The organism is Mycobacterium sp. Root135 (genome assembly GCF_001426545.1).
Lineage (GTDB): Bacteria > Actinomycetota > Actinomycetes > Mycobacteriales > Mycobacteriaceae > Mycobacterium.
The window spans coordinates 1,153,699-1,167,876 of sequence record NZ_LMEZ01000001.1; the positions used below are offsets into that span (position 1 = coordinate 1,153,699).

Below are 14,178 nucleotides of genomic sequence, written 5' to 3' on the forward strand. Positions count from 1 at the left end.
GGTAGGTGATCACCGACACGGTCGCGGCGGCGCGCCGCCCGGCATCCGTCGAGCGGCCAGGGCCGGTCCTCGTCGGCGCCGTCGCGATCGTCGTCGCGGCGACCTTCGTGCCGCTGGGCTACGTCGTCTGGTCGGTGGTCGCCACCGGACCGTCGGAGGTCTACGCACTCGTCGCCCGCCCGCGGGTGGTCGAATTACTGGTCAACACAATCGGACTCGTCGTGGTGACGGTGCCGCTGTGCGTGGTAGTCGGCGTCGGTGCGGCCTGGCTGGTGGAGCGCACCGACGTGCCGGGGCGCTCGCTGTGGCGGCCGCTGCTCGTCGCGCCACTGGCGGTGCCGGCGTTCGTCAACAGCTATGCGTGGGTCAGCGTGGTGCCGTCGTTGCACGGCTTCTGGGCCGGAATCCTGGTCGCGACGACGTCCTACTTCCCCTTCGTCTACGTGCCCGCGTCGGCGACGCTGCGCAGGCTCGACCCCGCCATGGAGGAATCGGCACGGGCGCTGGGCTCCAGCCCGGCTGGCGCCTTCTGGCGGGTGGTCCTCCCCCAGTTGCGCCTCGCGATCCTCGGCGGCGGACTGTTGATCGGCGTGCACCTGCTGGCCGAATACGGTGCGTTCGCGATGCTGCGCTTCCCCACCCTGACCACGGCCATCTTCGAACAGTTCCAGGCCACGTTCAACGGCGCGGCGGGCAGCACCCTCGCGGGTGTTCTGGTCCTACTCTGCCTGGTGCTGCTGGTCGGCGAGGCGGCCGCCCGCGGCACCGCGAGGTATGCCCGAGTGGGCTCCGGCGCTGCCCGTCGCCTCTCGCCGCATCGGTTGGCGGGCAAGGCGATTCCCGCGTTGTCGGCACTCCTTGTCCTCGCCGTGCTGGCGCTCGGAGTGCCCGTCTGGACCATCGCCCGCTGGCTGTGGATCGGCGGCCCGAGCGTCTGGACCGACGGCGAGATCGCGTCCGCGACCGTCCAGACCGCGGGTCTGGCGGCGGTGGCCGCGGTGGCGACGACCGTGCTCGCCTTCCCCTTCGCCTGGGTTGCGGTGCGGTACCGCGGAGTGTTCGCCCGGTTCGTGGAGGGTTCCAACTTCGTCACCAGCTCCATGCCGGGGATCGTCACCGCCCTGGCCCTGGTCACCGTGGCCATCCGCGTCGCACCGCCTCTCTACCAAACCGTCACGCTCGTGCTGGCGGCGTACGTGCTGCTGTTCATGCCCCGCGCGATGGTCAACCTGCGATCCGGCCTGGCTCAGATTCCCCCGGGAATCGAGGAGGCGTCGCGATCGCTTGGCGTGTCCCCCACCCGAACGCTCCTGCGAATCACACTGCGGCTCAGCGCTCCGGCCGCCGCGGCGGGTGCGTCACTGGTGTTCGTCGCGGTTGCCACCGAGCTGACCGCCACCCTGCTGCTGGCCCCGACGGGCACCAGCACGTTGGCGATGCGGTTCTGGTCACTGAGCAGCGAGCTGGACTACGCGGCAGCCGCCCCGTACGCGCTGCTGCTGGTGGCCCTGTCCGTGCCGGTGACGCTCGTGCTGTTCCGGCAGTCCACGAAGGCGGCCGCATTGTGACCGGCGGCGCACTCGAGATCACCGGTCTGGCAAAGCAATTCGATGGCAATCGGATTCTGCACGGCGTCGACCTGAGCGTGCCTGCGGGTACGGTCACGGCGGTCGTCGGCGCGTCGGGCTGCGGCAAGACGACGCTGCTGCGCCTGGTCGCGGGGTTCGAGACACCCGACGCCGGCACCATCTCCATCGCCGGACGCACCGTCGCCGACGCCGACGACTGCATCCCGGCGCACCGCAGGGACGTCGGCTACGTCGCGCAGGACGGCGCCCTGTTCCCGCACCTCACCGTCGGACAGAACATCGCCTACGGGTTGAACGGCAGTGCCCGCAGCACCCGCGCCCGGGTCGCAGAACTGCTCGCCACGGTGTCCCTCGACGCGGACATGGCGCGCCGCCGGCCGCACCAACTCTCGGGTGGCCAGCAACAGCGGGTGGCACTGGCTCGCGCGCTCGCCCGCGAACCCGCCCTGATGCTGCTCGACGAACCGTTCAGCGCGCTCGACACCGGCCTGCGTGCGTCCACCCGCAAGGCCGTCGCACAGCTTCTCGCCGAAGCAGGGGTGACGACACTCCTGGTCACCCACGATCAGGAGGAAGCCCTGTCCATCGCCGACCAGGTCGCCGTAATGCGCGGCGGCCGGTTCACCAAAGTCGGTACCCCGCAACAGGTCTACTTCACGCCAGGTGACGAGTTCACCGCCCGGTTCCTTGGGGACTGCGTGCTGTTGCCCGCCACGATCACCGCGCGCGTCGCCGAGTGCTCGCTGGGCCGGGTGCCCGTGCGGGACGGCGCCGCCGACGGGTCCGCGACCCTCGTGCTGCGGCCCGAACAACTCGTCGCGACCACCGTGTCCGACGGCGACCACGGTGCGGGCGTCGGCACGGTGCTGTCGTCGGAATTCCGTGGGCACGACGTGCTCCTCGTCGTCGACGTCGGCGGGGGCGAACCGATCACCGTCCGCCAGCACGGGCTCGATCCGCCGACGGTCGACGCCAAGGTCCGCGTCGACGTCGTCGGGACCGCGGCAACACTCGACGAGCGGCCGTGATGTTCGGCCGACTCGTCGAGCACCTCGCCTCGCGCGGCGACGATTCCGCGCTGCTGACCGTCGACCGGCGGCTGTCCTACCGCGAGCTCGCCGACCACGTCGCGGCCAGCGCGTCGGATCTCGGCTCTCGGCGCAGACTGGTCCTGCTCGAGACCCGCAACGACGTCGACACCCTGGTGAACTACCTCGGCGCGCTCGCCGGTGGCCACGTCGTGCTGCCCGTCCCCGCCGGGGCCGACCACACCGCGATGGTCGACGCCTACGACCCCGACGTGATCATCCGCGACGGCACGGTGCTGCACCGCCACCGTCCCACCCACGAACTCCATCCCGATCTCGCGCTGCTGCTGTCCACCTCCGGCAGCACCGGGTCACCGAAGCTGGTGCGACTGTCGACGACCAATCTGGCCTCCAACGCCGAGGCCATTGCGACCTACCTCGACATCCGCCACACCGACAGGGCCGCGACGACGTTGCCCCTGTCCTATTGCTACGGCCTCTCGGTGGTCCACAGCCACCTGCTGCGTGGCGCCGGCCTCATCCTCACCGACGACTCGGTAGTCGACGACGGATTCTGGGACCTCATGCGCGCGCACCGCGGGACGACGTTCGCGGGCGTCCCGCACACCTTCGACCTGTTGGACCGCATCGGGTTCGACGACATGTCGCTGCCGCACCTGCGCTACGTCACCCAGGCCGGCGGCAGGCTCGCCCCCGACGCGGTCCGCCGGTACGCCGAGCTCGGTCGACGGCGCGGCTGGCAACTGTTCGTGATGTACGGCGCCACCGAGGCGACCGCCCGAATGGCCTATCTGCCACCGGAACTCGCCCATGACAACCCGACCTCGATCGGGGTGCCCATCCCCGGTGGCGCGTTCGATCTGGCTCCGACGGCGCATTCAACCGACGAGACGGGTGAGCTGGTCTACCGCGGCCCCGGCGTGATGATGGGTTACGCGCACACCCCCGACGACCTCGCGGCCGGCCACACCGTCGACGCCCTTCACACCGGCGACCTCGCGCGTCGGCGCCCCGACGGCCTCTACGAGGTGGTCGGGCGGATCAGCCGGTTCGTCAAGCTCTACGGTCTGCGCATCGACCTGCAACGCGTCGAGACCGCCCTGCAGAACGCCGGGGTGACGGCGGTCTGCGCCGAGGGCGACGGCGCCCTGTTGGTGGCGGCGACCGACCGTCCCCCGGGGTGCGACGTCGCGCTCCTCGCCGCCGACGCCTCCGGGCTTCCCCGCTCGGCCATCCGCGTTCTCGACGTCGACGAGATCCCGAGGCTGCCGTCGGGCAAACCCGACCTTCCCGGCGTCCGCGCGCTGGCCGATCGCACCGCCGCGACGGAGCACGACGTCGCGGACCTTCGTGGTCTCTTCGCCGACGTCCTCCACCTCGACGCCGCGTCGGTAGACCCGCGGGCCAGTTTCGTCGACCTCGGCGGGAACTCGCTGTCGTACGTGGCGATGTCGGTGCGCCTGGAGCGTGCGCTCGGACATCTGCCCGCCGACTGGCCGCGGCTGCCTCTGCGCGATCTTGAGGCGACCAGGAGAAGCCGCCGGTGGTGGGGCACCACGCTGGAGACCAGCGTCGCCTTGCGGGCCGTCGCCATCGTCCTGGTCGTCGGTTCGCACGCCGGGCTGTTCACGCTGTGGGGCGGTGCCCACGTGCTGCTGGGCATCGCCGGCTACAACTTCGGGCGGTTCTGCCTGACCCCGTTGCCCCGCGCCCAACGCACCAGACACCTGGTGAACACCATCGCGTGGATCGCCGGGCCCGCGGTCGCCTGGGTGGCCATCGCGTTGGTGATCACCGACGACTACACCGCGTCGAACCTGCTGCTGGCCAACAAGTTCCTCGGCCCTGACGACAGCAGGACCGCAGGCAGGCTGTGGTTCGTCGAAGTCGTGGTCTGGATTCTGGTGGCGTTGGCGGTGGTGTGCGCGACGCCCATCGCCGACCGGCTGGAACGACGTCGGCCGTTCGCGTGGGCGTGTGCGTTCGTCGCAGTGGGTTTGGCGGTCCGCTTCGACGGTTTCGGCATGGGTCGCGAGGCGTGGTTCACCATGCTCGCCTTCTGGTTCTTCGCCATCGGCTGGGCCGCGTCGAAGGCCACGACCGTCTGGCAGCGCGCGGCCGTCACCGCGATGCTCGCCGTCGGGATCGTCGGCTACTTCGGCAACCCGAACCGGGAACTGCTGGTGTTCACCGGCTTGGCGTTGCTGATCTGGCTGCCCGCCATCCGCTGCCCGTCGGCGTTCACCGTGGCGGCGGGCGTCCTCGCCGAGGCGTCGCTCCTGATCTATCTGGTGCACTACCAGGTGTATCCGCTTTTCGGGGAACACCGCCTGCTTGGCGTGGTCGCATCCCTCGTCGTCGGGGTGGTACTGACGACGCTTCTGACCATGGCGCGCAGACGGATTCGCCTCGTCGGCGCTCGGCCGGTCGGCGCGAGGGCTACCGTTCCCGCTCGGCGATGAGGCCCTCCTGCACCACGGTCGCCGCGATGCCGCCGTCCGCCCCGATCAGGCTTCCGGTGATGACGCCCCGACCCCGCGCCGCCGCGGGCGACCTGGTCTCCAGCAGGTTCCACCGGTCCGCGCGCACCGGGCGGTGAAACCAGATCGACGAGTCCGTGGTGCCGCTGCGATGGGTGCGGGCGACCATCGAGTGGCCGTGCACCTGCAGGGCCGGATCGATCATGTAGACGTCGCACACGTAGGCCGCGATCACGTCGTGCAGCAGCGGATCATCGGGAACCGGCACCAAGACCCGCCACCACAGTCGTCTGACGAACTCCCCCGTCGACCGGTCGTCGACGACGCGAATGTCGATCTCGTCCAACGGCATCGACGGAGCAGGCCCCGGCGGCCCCGTTCGCGGCAGGGTCTCGGGATCCGCCGGCAACGCCTCGACGTGGCCGTGTTCCGGTCCGGCGAGCGGCAGCGAGAACGAGACGCTGGCCACCGTGATCACGCGGTCCGCCTGCCGCGAGACCACCCGGCGGGCCGAGGCGGTCCTGCCGTCGAAGACGCGCTCCACGGAGTAGTCGACGTCGCCGCCGGCCTCACCGCCGCGCAGGAACTGCAGATGCATGTTGACGGGGCGCTTGGCTGGCTCGACCGTGCGGGCGGCGGCCGCCAGCGACTGTCCCATGAACTGACCACCGAACGCGCGCTTGCCCTCGGGACCGCTGGCGGCGCCGATCCACGAATCGTCGGATTCGCCCGACCTGACGTCGAGCAGCCGAAGCAACGCGCTCACGAGACGGTGCCCGCCTCGGTCAGCAGGCGAATCTCGTCCTCGGACAAGCCAAGCCGATCCCGAAGCACCTCCGCAGTGTGGTCGCCGAGCGCGGGCGCCGGCACTGCGGGCCGGTAGGCGCCGTCGACTTGCAACGGCAGCCCCGGCGCCAGATGAGTTCCGATGCGCGGCTGGTCGAGTGCGCTGAACAACGGGTTGTCGGTCACCTTCGGGTCGCTCGCGGTCTCGGCGAACGTGCGGTAGCGCTCCCACAGCACCGCCGTCGTCGACAGCGCGGCGCCGATCTCCTCGGCGGTGTGATCGGTGAACCACACCGTGAACAATCCCGTCAGCGCGTCGCGGTAACGGTACCGCTGCCCCTCGTCGCCGAAGTCGGCGCCAAGCGCATCACCAAGCGCGGCAACGGCTTTAGTCGTCCCGGTCAGCTGTGCCAGGTCACGGAAGTGCCGCCCGGTCAGCGCGACGACCATGAACGACACCCCGTCGCCGCTGACGAACGTCTGGCCGTACTGCCCGTAGATCGAGTTGCCGATGCGTTCGCGTGCCACCCCGTTGACCATCACCTCGGTCAAGAAACTCAGATTGCCCGCCGTGGCAAGGGCGACGTTCTCCAGGGGTATCCCGACGCGCTGCCCCTCCCCGGTGGCGTCGCGGTGCCGCAGGGAAGCCGTCACCGCCAGCGCCACGTACAGCCCGCAGGCGACATCCCAGGCGGGCAGCACGTGGTTCACCGGGGCGGTGGATCCCGGCGACCCCGTCACCAACGGAAAGCCAACCCCGGCGTTGACGGTGTAGTCGACCCCCGTACCGCCGTCGGCGCGCCCCGACACCTCGACGTGAATGAGGTCGGGCCGGAGCTTCACCAGCTCCTCGTACGAATGCCATTGGCGCCCGGCGACATTGGTGATCAGAATGCCGCAGTCGACGACGAGCCGGGTGATCAGCTCCTGGCCGGCGGCAGACCGGACGTCCACCGCCGCCGACAGCTTGCCCTTGTTCAGCCCGGCCCAGTAGATGCTCTCGCCGTCGGCGGTCACCGGCCACCGGTGATAGTCGGCGGCGCCACCGACGGGGTCGACGCGGATCACCTCCGCACCCAATTGGGCCAGCGTCATGCCGGCCAACGGCACCGCGACGAAACTGGAGATCTCGACGATCCGCACTCCGGCCAACGGCCTGGCGGCATCCCGAACCGTCACGGTCAGATGAGCTCGACGGCGTCGGCGATGGAGTCGAGAACCCGGCTCGGCCGGAACGGGTACTTCTGGATGTCGGCCACGGTCGTCGACCCGGTGAGCACCAGGATGGTCTCCAACCCCGCTTCGATGCCCGCGACGACGTCGGTGTCCATCCGGTCCCCGACCATGAAGGTGCTCTCCGAGTGCGCCTCGATGCGGTTGAGTGCACTGCGGAACATCATCGGGTTCGGCTTGCCGACGAAGTACGGCTCCCGGCCGGTGGCCTTGGTGATGAGCGCCGCGACGGAGCCGGTGGCCGGCGTCGGCCCCTCCGCCGACGGACCGGTCACGTCGGGGTTGGTGGCGATGAAGCGGGCGCCGCCACCGATCAGCCGGATGGCCTTCGTGATCGCCTCGAACGAGTACGTCCGAGTTTCGCCGAGGACCACGAAGTCGGGCCCGGTGTCGGTCAGCGTGTAGCCCACCTCGTGCAACGCCGTCGTCAGGCCGGCCTCGCCGATGACATAGGCGGATCCGCCGGGCAACTGGTCGTGCAGGAACGCGGCGGTCGCCAGGGCCGAGGTCCAGATCGCCTCCTCCGGCACCTCGAGGCCGGAGCGCAGAAGTCGGGCCGCGAGGTCGCGCGGGGTGAAGATCGAGTTGTTGGTCAGCACGAGGAAGGGCCGCTTCTTCTCCGCCAGTCGCTGAAGGAACTCGGCGGCCCCAGGGAGGGCACGTTCCTCGTGGACGAGGACGCCGTCCATGTCGGTGAGCCAGGACTCCGGTGCTGATCGCATCGTCTCAGCGTACGACGACGCCGCTCGGTTCCCGAGGCGCCCCGAACGTCGCCCGGTGCGACGGGGGTTGGCGGCCGTCGGCGTCGGTGATGCCATAGCGAATCGCGAGCTCGGCGCCGATCACGGTCGTACCACTGAGTTCGCCGAGCTGCGGGTCGCGCCACAGCGCGTCGACGAGGTGCCCGGTGAATTCGGGTGTCTCGGCGTGCTTGGCCGTCTCGGCGAGCGCGTCGGGGTGGCCGTCGAAGGCGCTGCGGAATTTCTCGGTCAGCAGGATGCCCATCCAGATCGACAGGGTCGTCACGCCGGTGCCCTCGAAGTCGACCGCCATGTCGGCAGCCATCTTGTCGACGCCGGCCTTTTGCGCGCCGTACGCGGGGCCATGCATGTAGACCACAGAACCCGGCGACGAGGTGAACACGATCAACCCGCGGCGGTGCGGCGCCATCAGCCGCGCGGCGTGCCACGACGCGACGTAGGACGAGCGCAGCCCGACGTCGAGCACGTCGCCCAACTCGAGTGGCTTCTCCCAGAACGGTTTCGACGAGGTCAGCCGATCACTGATCGCCGCGGCGTTGTTGACCAAGAGCTCAAGCGAACCGCATTCGTCGGCCACTCGCTCGAACAGCGCGGCGACCTGGGCGTCGTCGCGGTGGTCGACGGTGACCGGGATGCCGCCGTCACCCGAGTCGGTGATCGTCCGCCCGGTCAGATAGACCCGCCACCCCGCCGACAGCAGCGCGGTGGCGATACCGCGGCCGGCGCCTCGGCTGGCCCCGGTGACGACGGCAGTGGGCTGGGTGGGCACGTCAGTCGGGGAGCCGCAGCTCGGGCTTCTCGACCTCTTCGATGTTCACGTCCTTGAACGTGATCACCCGGACCTGCTTGACGAAGCGGGCCGGTCGGTACATGTCCCACACCCACGCGTCGGCCAACCGGAGCTCGAAGTAGACCTCGCCGTCGGCGTTGCGCGGCACCAGCTCGACGCTGTTCGCGAGGTAGAACCGGCGCTCGGTCTCCACGACGTAACTGAACTGCCCCACGATGTCCTTGTATTCGCGGTACAGCGAGAGCTCCATCTCGGTTTCGTACTTCTCGAGATCTTCGGCACTCATCGGTTCAGTGGTCCTTCGTTCGGTGTGATGTACATCTTTCCTCAGCTGATTTCGGCATGCTGCCCGGCCTCCCCAACCGACAGCCGACGCACGTTGACGAACGAGAACCGGTGCTCGCTACAGGGCCCCCGCTCCGCCAACGCCGCGGTGTGAAACGGCGTGCTGTATCCCTTGTGCACGGCGAAGCCGTACCCGGGATGGCTCGACTCCATCTGCACCATCAGCCGGTCCCTGCTGACCTTGGCGAGCACGCTGGCGGCCGCAATGCAGGCCGCCGCGGCGTCACCACCGACCACCGGCAGCGACGGCATCGGCAGCCCCGGTACCCGAAAGCCGTCGCTCAGAACGTAACCCGGCCGAAGCGGCAGCCCAGCCACGGCGCGGCGCATGCCCTCGATGTTGGCGACGTGCACACCTCGCCGGTCGACTTCCGTCGACGGGATGAAGACCACGTGGTAGGCCAGCGCATAGCGGCGGATCAACGGGAAGAGTCGTTCGCGTTCGCGTTCGTTGAGCTTCTTCGAGTCGTCGAGCGCCGCCAGGCTCTCCAACCGATTGGGTCCAAGCACGCAGGCCGCGACGACGAGCGGACCGGCGCACGCGCCCCGTCCCACCTCGTCGACGCCGGCCACCGGACCCAACCCACCCCGGTAGAGGGCGGATTCGATCGTGCGCAACCCCGCGGACTTGCGGATGACGGCTCGAGGCGGCCAGGTCGCCGGCAAGAGGGCTCCTACTGCGAGGTCTGCGGGTTGACGGCCGAGACGCTGCCCCAGCGACCGGGCGGCCAGGCGATGAAGCGCGCCTTGCCGATCACGTTGTCGACGGGAACCGTGCCCGCCATCGGGTCGCCGGTGCACAGCAGACCCTTCTGAGCGTCCGCAGGCAAATTGGTGCAGTGGGCGCGCGAGTCGGCCGAGTGCGTGCGGTTGTCCCCCATCACCCACAAGCGGTTCTCCGGCACCTTCACCGGACCGAACTCGTTGCCGAGGCAGGGGTAGATCGACGGGTCGGCCATCATCGTGTTGACGTCGAGGTACGGCTCGTTGAGCTTCTTGCCGTCGACGGTCAGCCCGGTGGCGGCGCGGCACTCGACCGTTTGGCCGCCGGTCGCGATGACACGCTTGACGAGGTCGTTCTCATCCGGAGGCACGAAGCCGATGAAGGACAGCGTGTTCTGCAGGTACCGAATCGGGGTGCTGTCGGAGCGGATCGACTTGTAGCCGATGTTCCACGCCGGCGGGCCCTTGAAGACGATGACGTCACCCGGCTCCGGGGTCGAGAAGTCGTAGGTGACCTTGTCGACCATGATTCGATCGCCGACGCAGCCGGCGCAGCCGTGCAGCGTCGGCTCCATCGACTCCGACGGAATCAGGTACGGCCGGGCGATGAACGTCAACATCACGTAGTACAGGACCAGCGCAATGCTGAGAAGGATGGCGGCTTCTCGGACGGCGCCGCGCTTCTTCGGCGGATCCTCGACGACCTCATCTTGATCGACGATGTCTTTATCGGCGGCGTCGGGGGCCTCGGCGGATCCGGTCACGTCATCAGAGTAGTCAGCGCGGCGCTCGGCGCCGCGCTGCTCGGGGTCCAACCGTCACACCCGTCCGGGCGCGCCACCGGCGACGATCAGCGCTTTTCCTTGATCTTGGCCTTCTTGCCACGCAGTTCGCGCAGGTAGTACAGCTTCGCGCGGCGCACGTCACCGCGGGTGACGACGTCGATGTGGTCGATGTTCGGGGAGTGCAGCGGGAAGGTGCGCTCGACGCCGACGCCGTAGCTCTCCTTGCGCACGGTGAAGGTCTCCCGGACTCCGCCGCCCTGCCTACGGAGCACGACGCCCTTGAAGACCTGGACGCGCTCCTTGGAACCCTCGATGACCTTCACGTGAACGTTCACGGTGTCGCCAGGACCAAAGGCTGGGATGTCGTCGCGGAGCGACGGCTGGTCGATGAAGTCCAGGGTGTTCATCGGTGACACTTCCTCGTTGTTCGGATCATGTAATCGTGATCTCGGTTGCGGCCGTGGGCATCACGTCGACGTGCGACGTGTCACCGGACCGTGGTCTTCGCGCTTCTCGCACCAGGTGGGGACGACTCATCCCCGCCGTGCGTAGGCAACTGCTCGATTGTGCCAGATGGGGCGAGTAACGGCGAAATCCTGAGCCGTTGAGCACCGAGTCTCCCACTCCGCTGCGGACGCGTGGCGCATGTGGAGCGGTTAGGGTTGGGTCCACATATCCACCGCAGTCGTCCACCGCAATCTTCCAGGGAGAGCCATGTTCCGGCAGCCGTCCAAGCTGCTGATGGTCACTGCGCTCACGGCGACGGTCGTCACGGTCGCCTCGGGCTGCGAGGCCAAGGTGTACGGCACCCCGCCAGACCCCGCCACGCCTGCACTCACCGTCGTCGCCCCGTTGGGCAGCATGGCACCCCTGCCCGAGGCCCCGCCCGACGAGCCGGCCGCCGCGTTCAGCGGACTCGAGATGAGGGAACGGCAGGCCACGACCGCGGCTGCCGACGACGGGGCCGACATCACGGCGTTGGTCTTGGACCGCAACACCGGCCAGATGGTGTCCAACGGAAACTCGACGACCATCGCGATCGCCTCGGTGGTCAAGCTCTTCATCGCCGACGACCTGCTGCTGCAGGTGTCCAAGGGTCAGACCCAGCTCTCCCCCGAGGACCACGTCAACTTCGACCGGATGCTGCGCCAGTCCGACGACAGCGCGGCCGAGGTCTTCTGGAACCGCAGCGGAGGCAACGCCATCGTGACGCGCGTCGCGGCCCGCTACGGGTTGGCGTCGACGCGACCGCCGAGCAACGGTCGGTGGTGGAACACCATCAGCACCGCGGCCGACCTGGTGCGCTACTACGACATGATGATGTCCGGCACCGGCGGCCTTCCACCCGAGCAGGCCAACGTCATCCTGGCCAACCTGGCGCAGTCGGCCCCGCTCGCCCTCGACGGCACCCAACCCGGAGGCGTGTACCCGCAGCGGTTCGGCATTCCAGACGGACTCTTCGCCGAACCCGTTGCGGTCAAGCAAGGCTGGATGTGCTGCATCGGATCCGACTGGATGCACCTGTCGACCGGCGTGATCGGGCCTGACCGCCGCTACGTCATGGTGATCGCGTCGATGCAGGCCGCCAATTCCGCCACCGCACGCGAGACCATCACGCAGGCGGTCAAGACGATGTTCCCGGGCGGCCGCATCTAGGCGCGTCTAGTTCTCGGGCAACAGATCTGGTCGGCGTTCGCGGGTGCGCTGCAACGACTGCTCGCGGCGCCACTCGGCCACCTTGCCGTGATTCCCGGACAGCAGCACGGGCGGCACGTCGAGTCCGCGCCAGCTGGGCGGCCTGGTGTAGCTGGGGCCCTCGAGCAGGCCGTCGGAGTGTGAATCGTCTTGATGGGACACGGGATTGCCGAGCACGTCAGGGAGAAGCCGGACGACGGCCTCGATCATGACCAGGGTCGCGGATTCCCCACCGGCCAGGACGTAATCGCCGATGGACACCTCCTCGACGCGCATCCTGCGTGCGGCGTCGTCGACCACCCGCTGGTCGATGCCCTCGTAGCGGCCGCACGCGAAGACCAGATGCGCCTCGGTGCTCCACCGCTGCGCGTCGGCCTGACGGAAGGGCCTGCCCGCCGGGGTCGGGACGACGAGAAGCGTGTCGGGTGTGCAGACTTCGTCGAGAGCCTCACCCCACACGGGTGCCTTCATGACCATGCCGGGGCCGCCACCGTACGGAGAGTCGTCCACCGAGTGGTGCACGTCGTAGGTCCAGTGCCGGAGGTCGTGGACGGCCATCTCGATGATGCCGTTGTCGATTGCCTTGCCGGGCAACGACTGCCGCAGAGGGGCGAGATAGTCGGGAAAGATGGTGAGGACGTCAACACGCATGGCGTCGCACTAGATCGAGTCCAGGTCCAGCAGGCCGTCGGGCGGGTCGATCTCGACGACGCCGTCCTCAAGCGACACCGCGGTCACGATGGCGCCGACGAACGGGACCAGGATCTCCGGGCCCTCGCCCTCGGTGGGACGGACCGCCAGGATCTCCCCCGCCGCGGTGTGCAGCACCTCGGCGACGGTGCCCACGTCGAGACCGGCCGTGGTGCGCACGCGGAGGCCTTCGAGCTGGTGGTCGTAGAACTCGTCGGGATCCTCGATCGGGGGTAGATCCGCCACGTCGACGATGAAGAGGCTGCCACGCAACGCATCCGCGGCGTCACGACTCGCGACGCCCTCCAGGCGCACCAGCAGCCGCCCACTGTGTTCGCGCATCGAGTCGACGACGAGGCGTCGCTCCGTCTTGTCCCGCGCCCTGGCCCGCAGGGTGCTGCCCGGTGCGAAGCGCTCGTAGGGATCGTCGGTCCGGACATCGACGACGACCTCGCCGCCGATACCGTGCGCCTTGACGACACGTCCGACGACGAGGTCCATGGTCGAGTTGCCTACTGAGCTTCTATTGATCCGTGTCCACCACGTCGACGCGGATGCCGCGGCCGCCGATGCCGGCGACCAACGTCCGCAGCGCCGTCGCAGTGCGGCCACCACGGCCGATGACCTTGCCGAGGTCGTCGGGGTGCACATGCACCTCGACGGTGCGCCCACGACGATTGGTTACCAGGTCGACCCTGACGTCATCGGGGTTGTCGACGATGCCACGCACCAGGTGCTCGACGGCGTCGACGACGACAGTGCTCATTCGGTGGCGGCGTCGGCGACTGCGGCGTCGGCGGGTGCCTCGGCGGCTTCAGCAGCCGGCGCGGCGTCGTCGGCCTTCTTGGCAGGCGCCTTCTTCTTCTTGGCCGTGGTCGCGTCACCCGTGGGGGCGTCGTCGGCGGCGGCGAGAGCGGCGTTGAACAGGTCCAGCTTGCTGACCTTGGGCTCCTTGACGCGCAGGGTGCCCTCGGCGCCCGGCAGGCCCTTGAACTTCTGCCAGTCACCGGTGATCTTCAGCAGCGCGAGGACGGGCTCGGTGGGCTGCGCGCCCACGCTGAGCCAGTACTGCGCACGCTCGGAGTCGATCTCGATGAAGCTGGGATCTTCCTTCGGGTGGTACTTGCCGATGACCTCGATGGCGCGACCGTCGCGGCGGTTACGCGCGTCGGCGACCGAGATGCGGTACTGGGGGTTGCGAATCTTGCCGAAGCGGGCGAGCTTGATCTTGACAGCCATGTGAAACGACTTC

General features: G+C 69.0%; 16 protein-coding genes. 4 read left to right on the forward strand and 12 right to left on the reverse strand.

Annotation, left to right across the window (positions count from 1 at the left end; genetic code table 11):
* Positions 1-5: 5 nt before the first annotated feature.
* The 3 genes from ASD37_RS05640 to ASD37_RS05650 are packed head-to-tail and all read left to right on the forward strand — an operon-like array spanning position 6 to position 5,100.
* Positions 6-1,568 (forward strand): iron ABC transporter permease, encoded by a 1,563-nt coding sequence (locus tag ASD37_RS05640; protein ID WP_056548909.1) that lies wholly within the window; start codon positions 6-8, stop codon positions 1,566-1,568.
* Complete coding sequence (locus ASD37_RS05645) at positions 1,565-2,617, forward strand: ABC transporter ATP-binding protein (RefSeq protein WP_056548911.1); 1,053 nt, start codon at positions 1,565-1,567, stop codon at positions 2,615-2,617. The genes ASD37_RS05640 and ASD37_RS05645 overlap by 4 nt, the downstream gene beginning before the upstream one ends.
* Complete coding sequence (locus tag ASD37_RS05650) at positions 2,617-5,100, forward strand: AMP-binding protein (protein ID WP_056548913.1); 2,484 nt, start codon at positions 2,617-2,619, stop codon at positions 5,098-5,100. The genes ASD37_RS05645 and ASD37_RS05650 overlap by 1 nt, the downstream gene beginning before the upstream one ends.
* Here the strand turns inward: ASD37_RS05650 and ASD37_RS05655 are convergent.
* The 8 genes from ASD37_RS05655 to rplS form a co-directional block, all read right to left on the reverse strand.
* A complete protein-coding gene (locus tag ASD37_RS05655; protein ID WP_056548915.1) occupies positions 5,078-5,884 on the reverse strand; it encodes an acyl-CoA thioesterase II in 807 nt (268 codons plus the stop codon). The two genes, ASD37_RS05650 and ASD37_RS05655, sit on opposite strands and share 23 nt — an antisense overlap.
* Positions 5,881-7,089, reverse strand: a complete 1,209-nt coding sequence (locus ASD37_RS05660; protein ID WP_370072477.1) for a CoA transferase — start codon at positions 7,087-7,089, stop codon at positions 5,881-5,883. Before ASD37_RS05660 ends, ASD37_RS05655 begins: the two co-directional genes overlap by 4 nt.
* Positions 7,086-7,859 (reverse strand): HAD-IIA family hydrolase, encoded by a 774-nt coding sequence (locus ASD37_RS05665; protein ID WP_056548919.1) that lies wholly within the window; start codon positions 7,857-7,859, stop codon positions 7,086-7,088. Before ASD37_RS05665 ends, ASD37_RS05660 begins: the two co-directional genes overlap by 4 nt.
* A gap of 4 nt (positions 7,860-7,863) precedes the next feature.
* The gene (locus ASD37_RS05670; RefSeq protein WP_056548920.1) at positions 7,864-8,667 is read right to left on the reverse strand and encodes an SDR family NAD(P)-dependent oxidoreductase; all 804 of its coding nucleotides are present in this window, start codon (positions 8,665-8,667) and stop codon (positions 7,864-7,866) included.
* Between the two features lies 1 nt (position 8,668).
* Positions 8,669-8,974, reverse strand: coding sequence for a DUF2469 domain-containing protein (locus ASD37_RS05675; protein ID WP_024450376.1), 306 nt, complete (start codon positions 8,972-8,974; stop codon positions 8,669-8,671).
* Positions 8,975-9,015: 41 nt separating this feature from the next.
* Positions 9,016-9,699: a ribonuclease HII gene (locus ASD37_RS05680; RefSeq protein WP_056548922.1), complete on the reverse strand. Its 684-nt coding sequence runs from the start codon at positions 9,697-9,699 to the stop codon at positions 9,016-9,018.
* An 8-nt stretch (positions 9,700-9,707) separates the two neighbouring features.
* Complete coding sequence (gene lepB, locus ASD37_RS05685; RefSeq protein ID WP_056549911.1) at positions 9,708-10,520, reverse strand: signal peptidase I; 813 nt, start codon at positions 10,518-10,520, stop codon at positions 9,708-9,710.
* 86 nt (positions 10,521-10,606) lie between these two features.
* A complete protein-coding gene (gene rplS, locus ASD37_RS05690) occupies positions 10,607-10,948 on the reverse strand; it encodes a 50S ribosomal protein L19 (RefSeq protein WP_056548924.1) in 342 nt (113 codons plus the stop codon).
* A 307-nt stretch (positions 10,949-11,255) separates the two neighbouring features.
* On the opposite strand from rplS, the gene ASD37_RS05695 reads away from it, so the two are divergent.
* Positions 11,256-12,197, forward strand: a complete 942-nt coding sequence (locus ASD37_RS05695) for a hypothetical protein (protein WP_056548926.1) — start codon at positions 11,256-11,258, stop codon at positions 12,195-12,197.
* A 6-nt stretch (positions 12,198-12,203) separates the two neighbouring features.
* Here ASD37_RS05695 and trmD read toward each other — a convergent pair whose 3' ends face one another.
* Genes trmD through rpsP form a run of 4 tightly spaced genes read right to left on the reverse strand, consistent with a single transcriptional unit; the run spans position 12,204 to position 14,165 of the window.
* A complete protein-coding gene (gene trmD / locus ASD37_RS05700) occupies positions 12,204-12,887 on the reverse strand; it encodes a tRNA (guanosine(37)-N1)-methyltransferase TrmD (protein WP_056548928.1) in 684 nt (227 codons plus the stop codon).
* 9 nt (positions 12,888-12,896) lie between these two features.
* Positions 12,897-13,427, reverse strand: a complete 531-nt coding sequence (gene rimM / locus ASD37_RS05705; RefSeq protein WP_056548930.1) for a ribosome maturation factor RimM — start codon at positions 13,425-13,427, stop codon at positions 12,897-12,899.
* Positions 13,428-13,449: 22 nt separating this feature from the next.
* Positions 13,450-13,692: an RNA-binding protein gene (locus ASD37_RS05710; protein ID WP_056548932.1), complete on the reverse strand. Its 243-nt coding sequence runs from the start codon at positions 13,690-13,692 to the stop codon at positions 13,450-13,452.
* Entirely contained in the window at positions 13,689-14,165 is a 477-nt protein-coding gene (gene rpsP / locus ASD37_RS05715; RefSeq protein WP_056548934.1) for a 30S ribosomal protein S16, read from the reverse strand. The genes ASD37_RS05710 and rpsP overlap by 4 nt, the downstream gene beginning before the upstream one ends.
* Positions 14,166-14,178 lie beyond the last annotated feature (13 nt).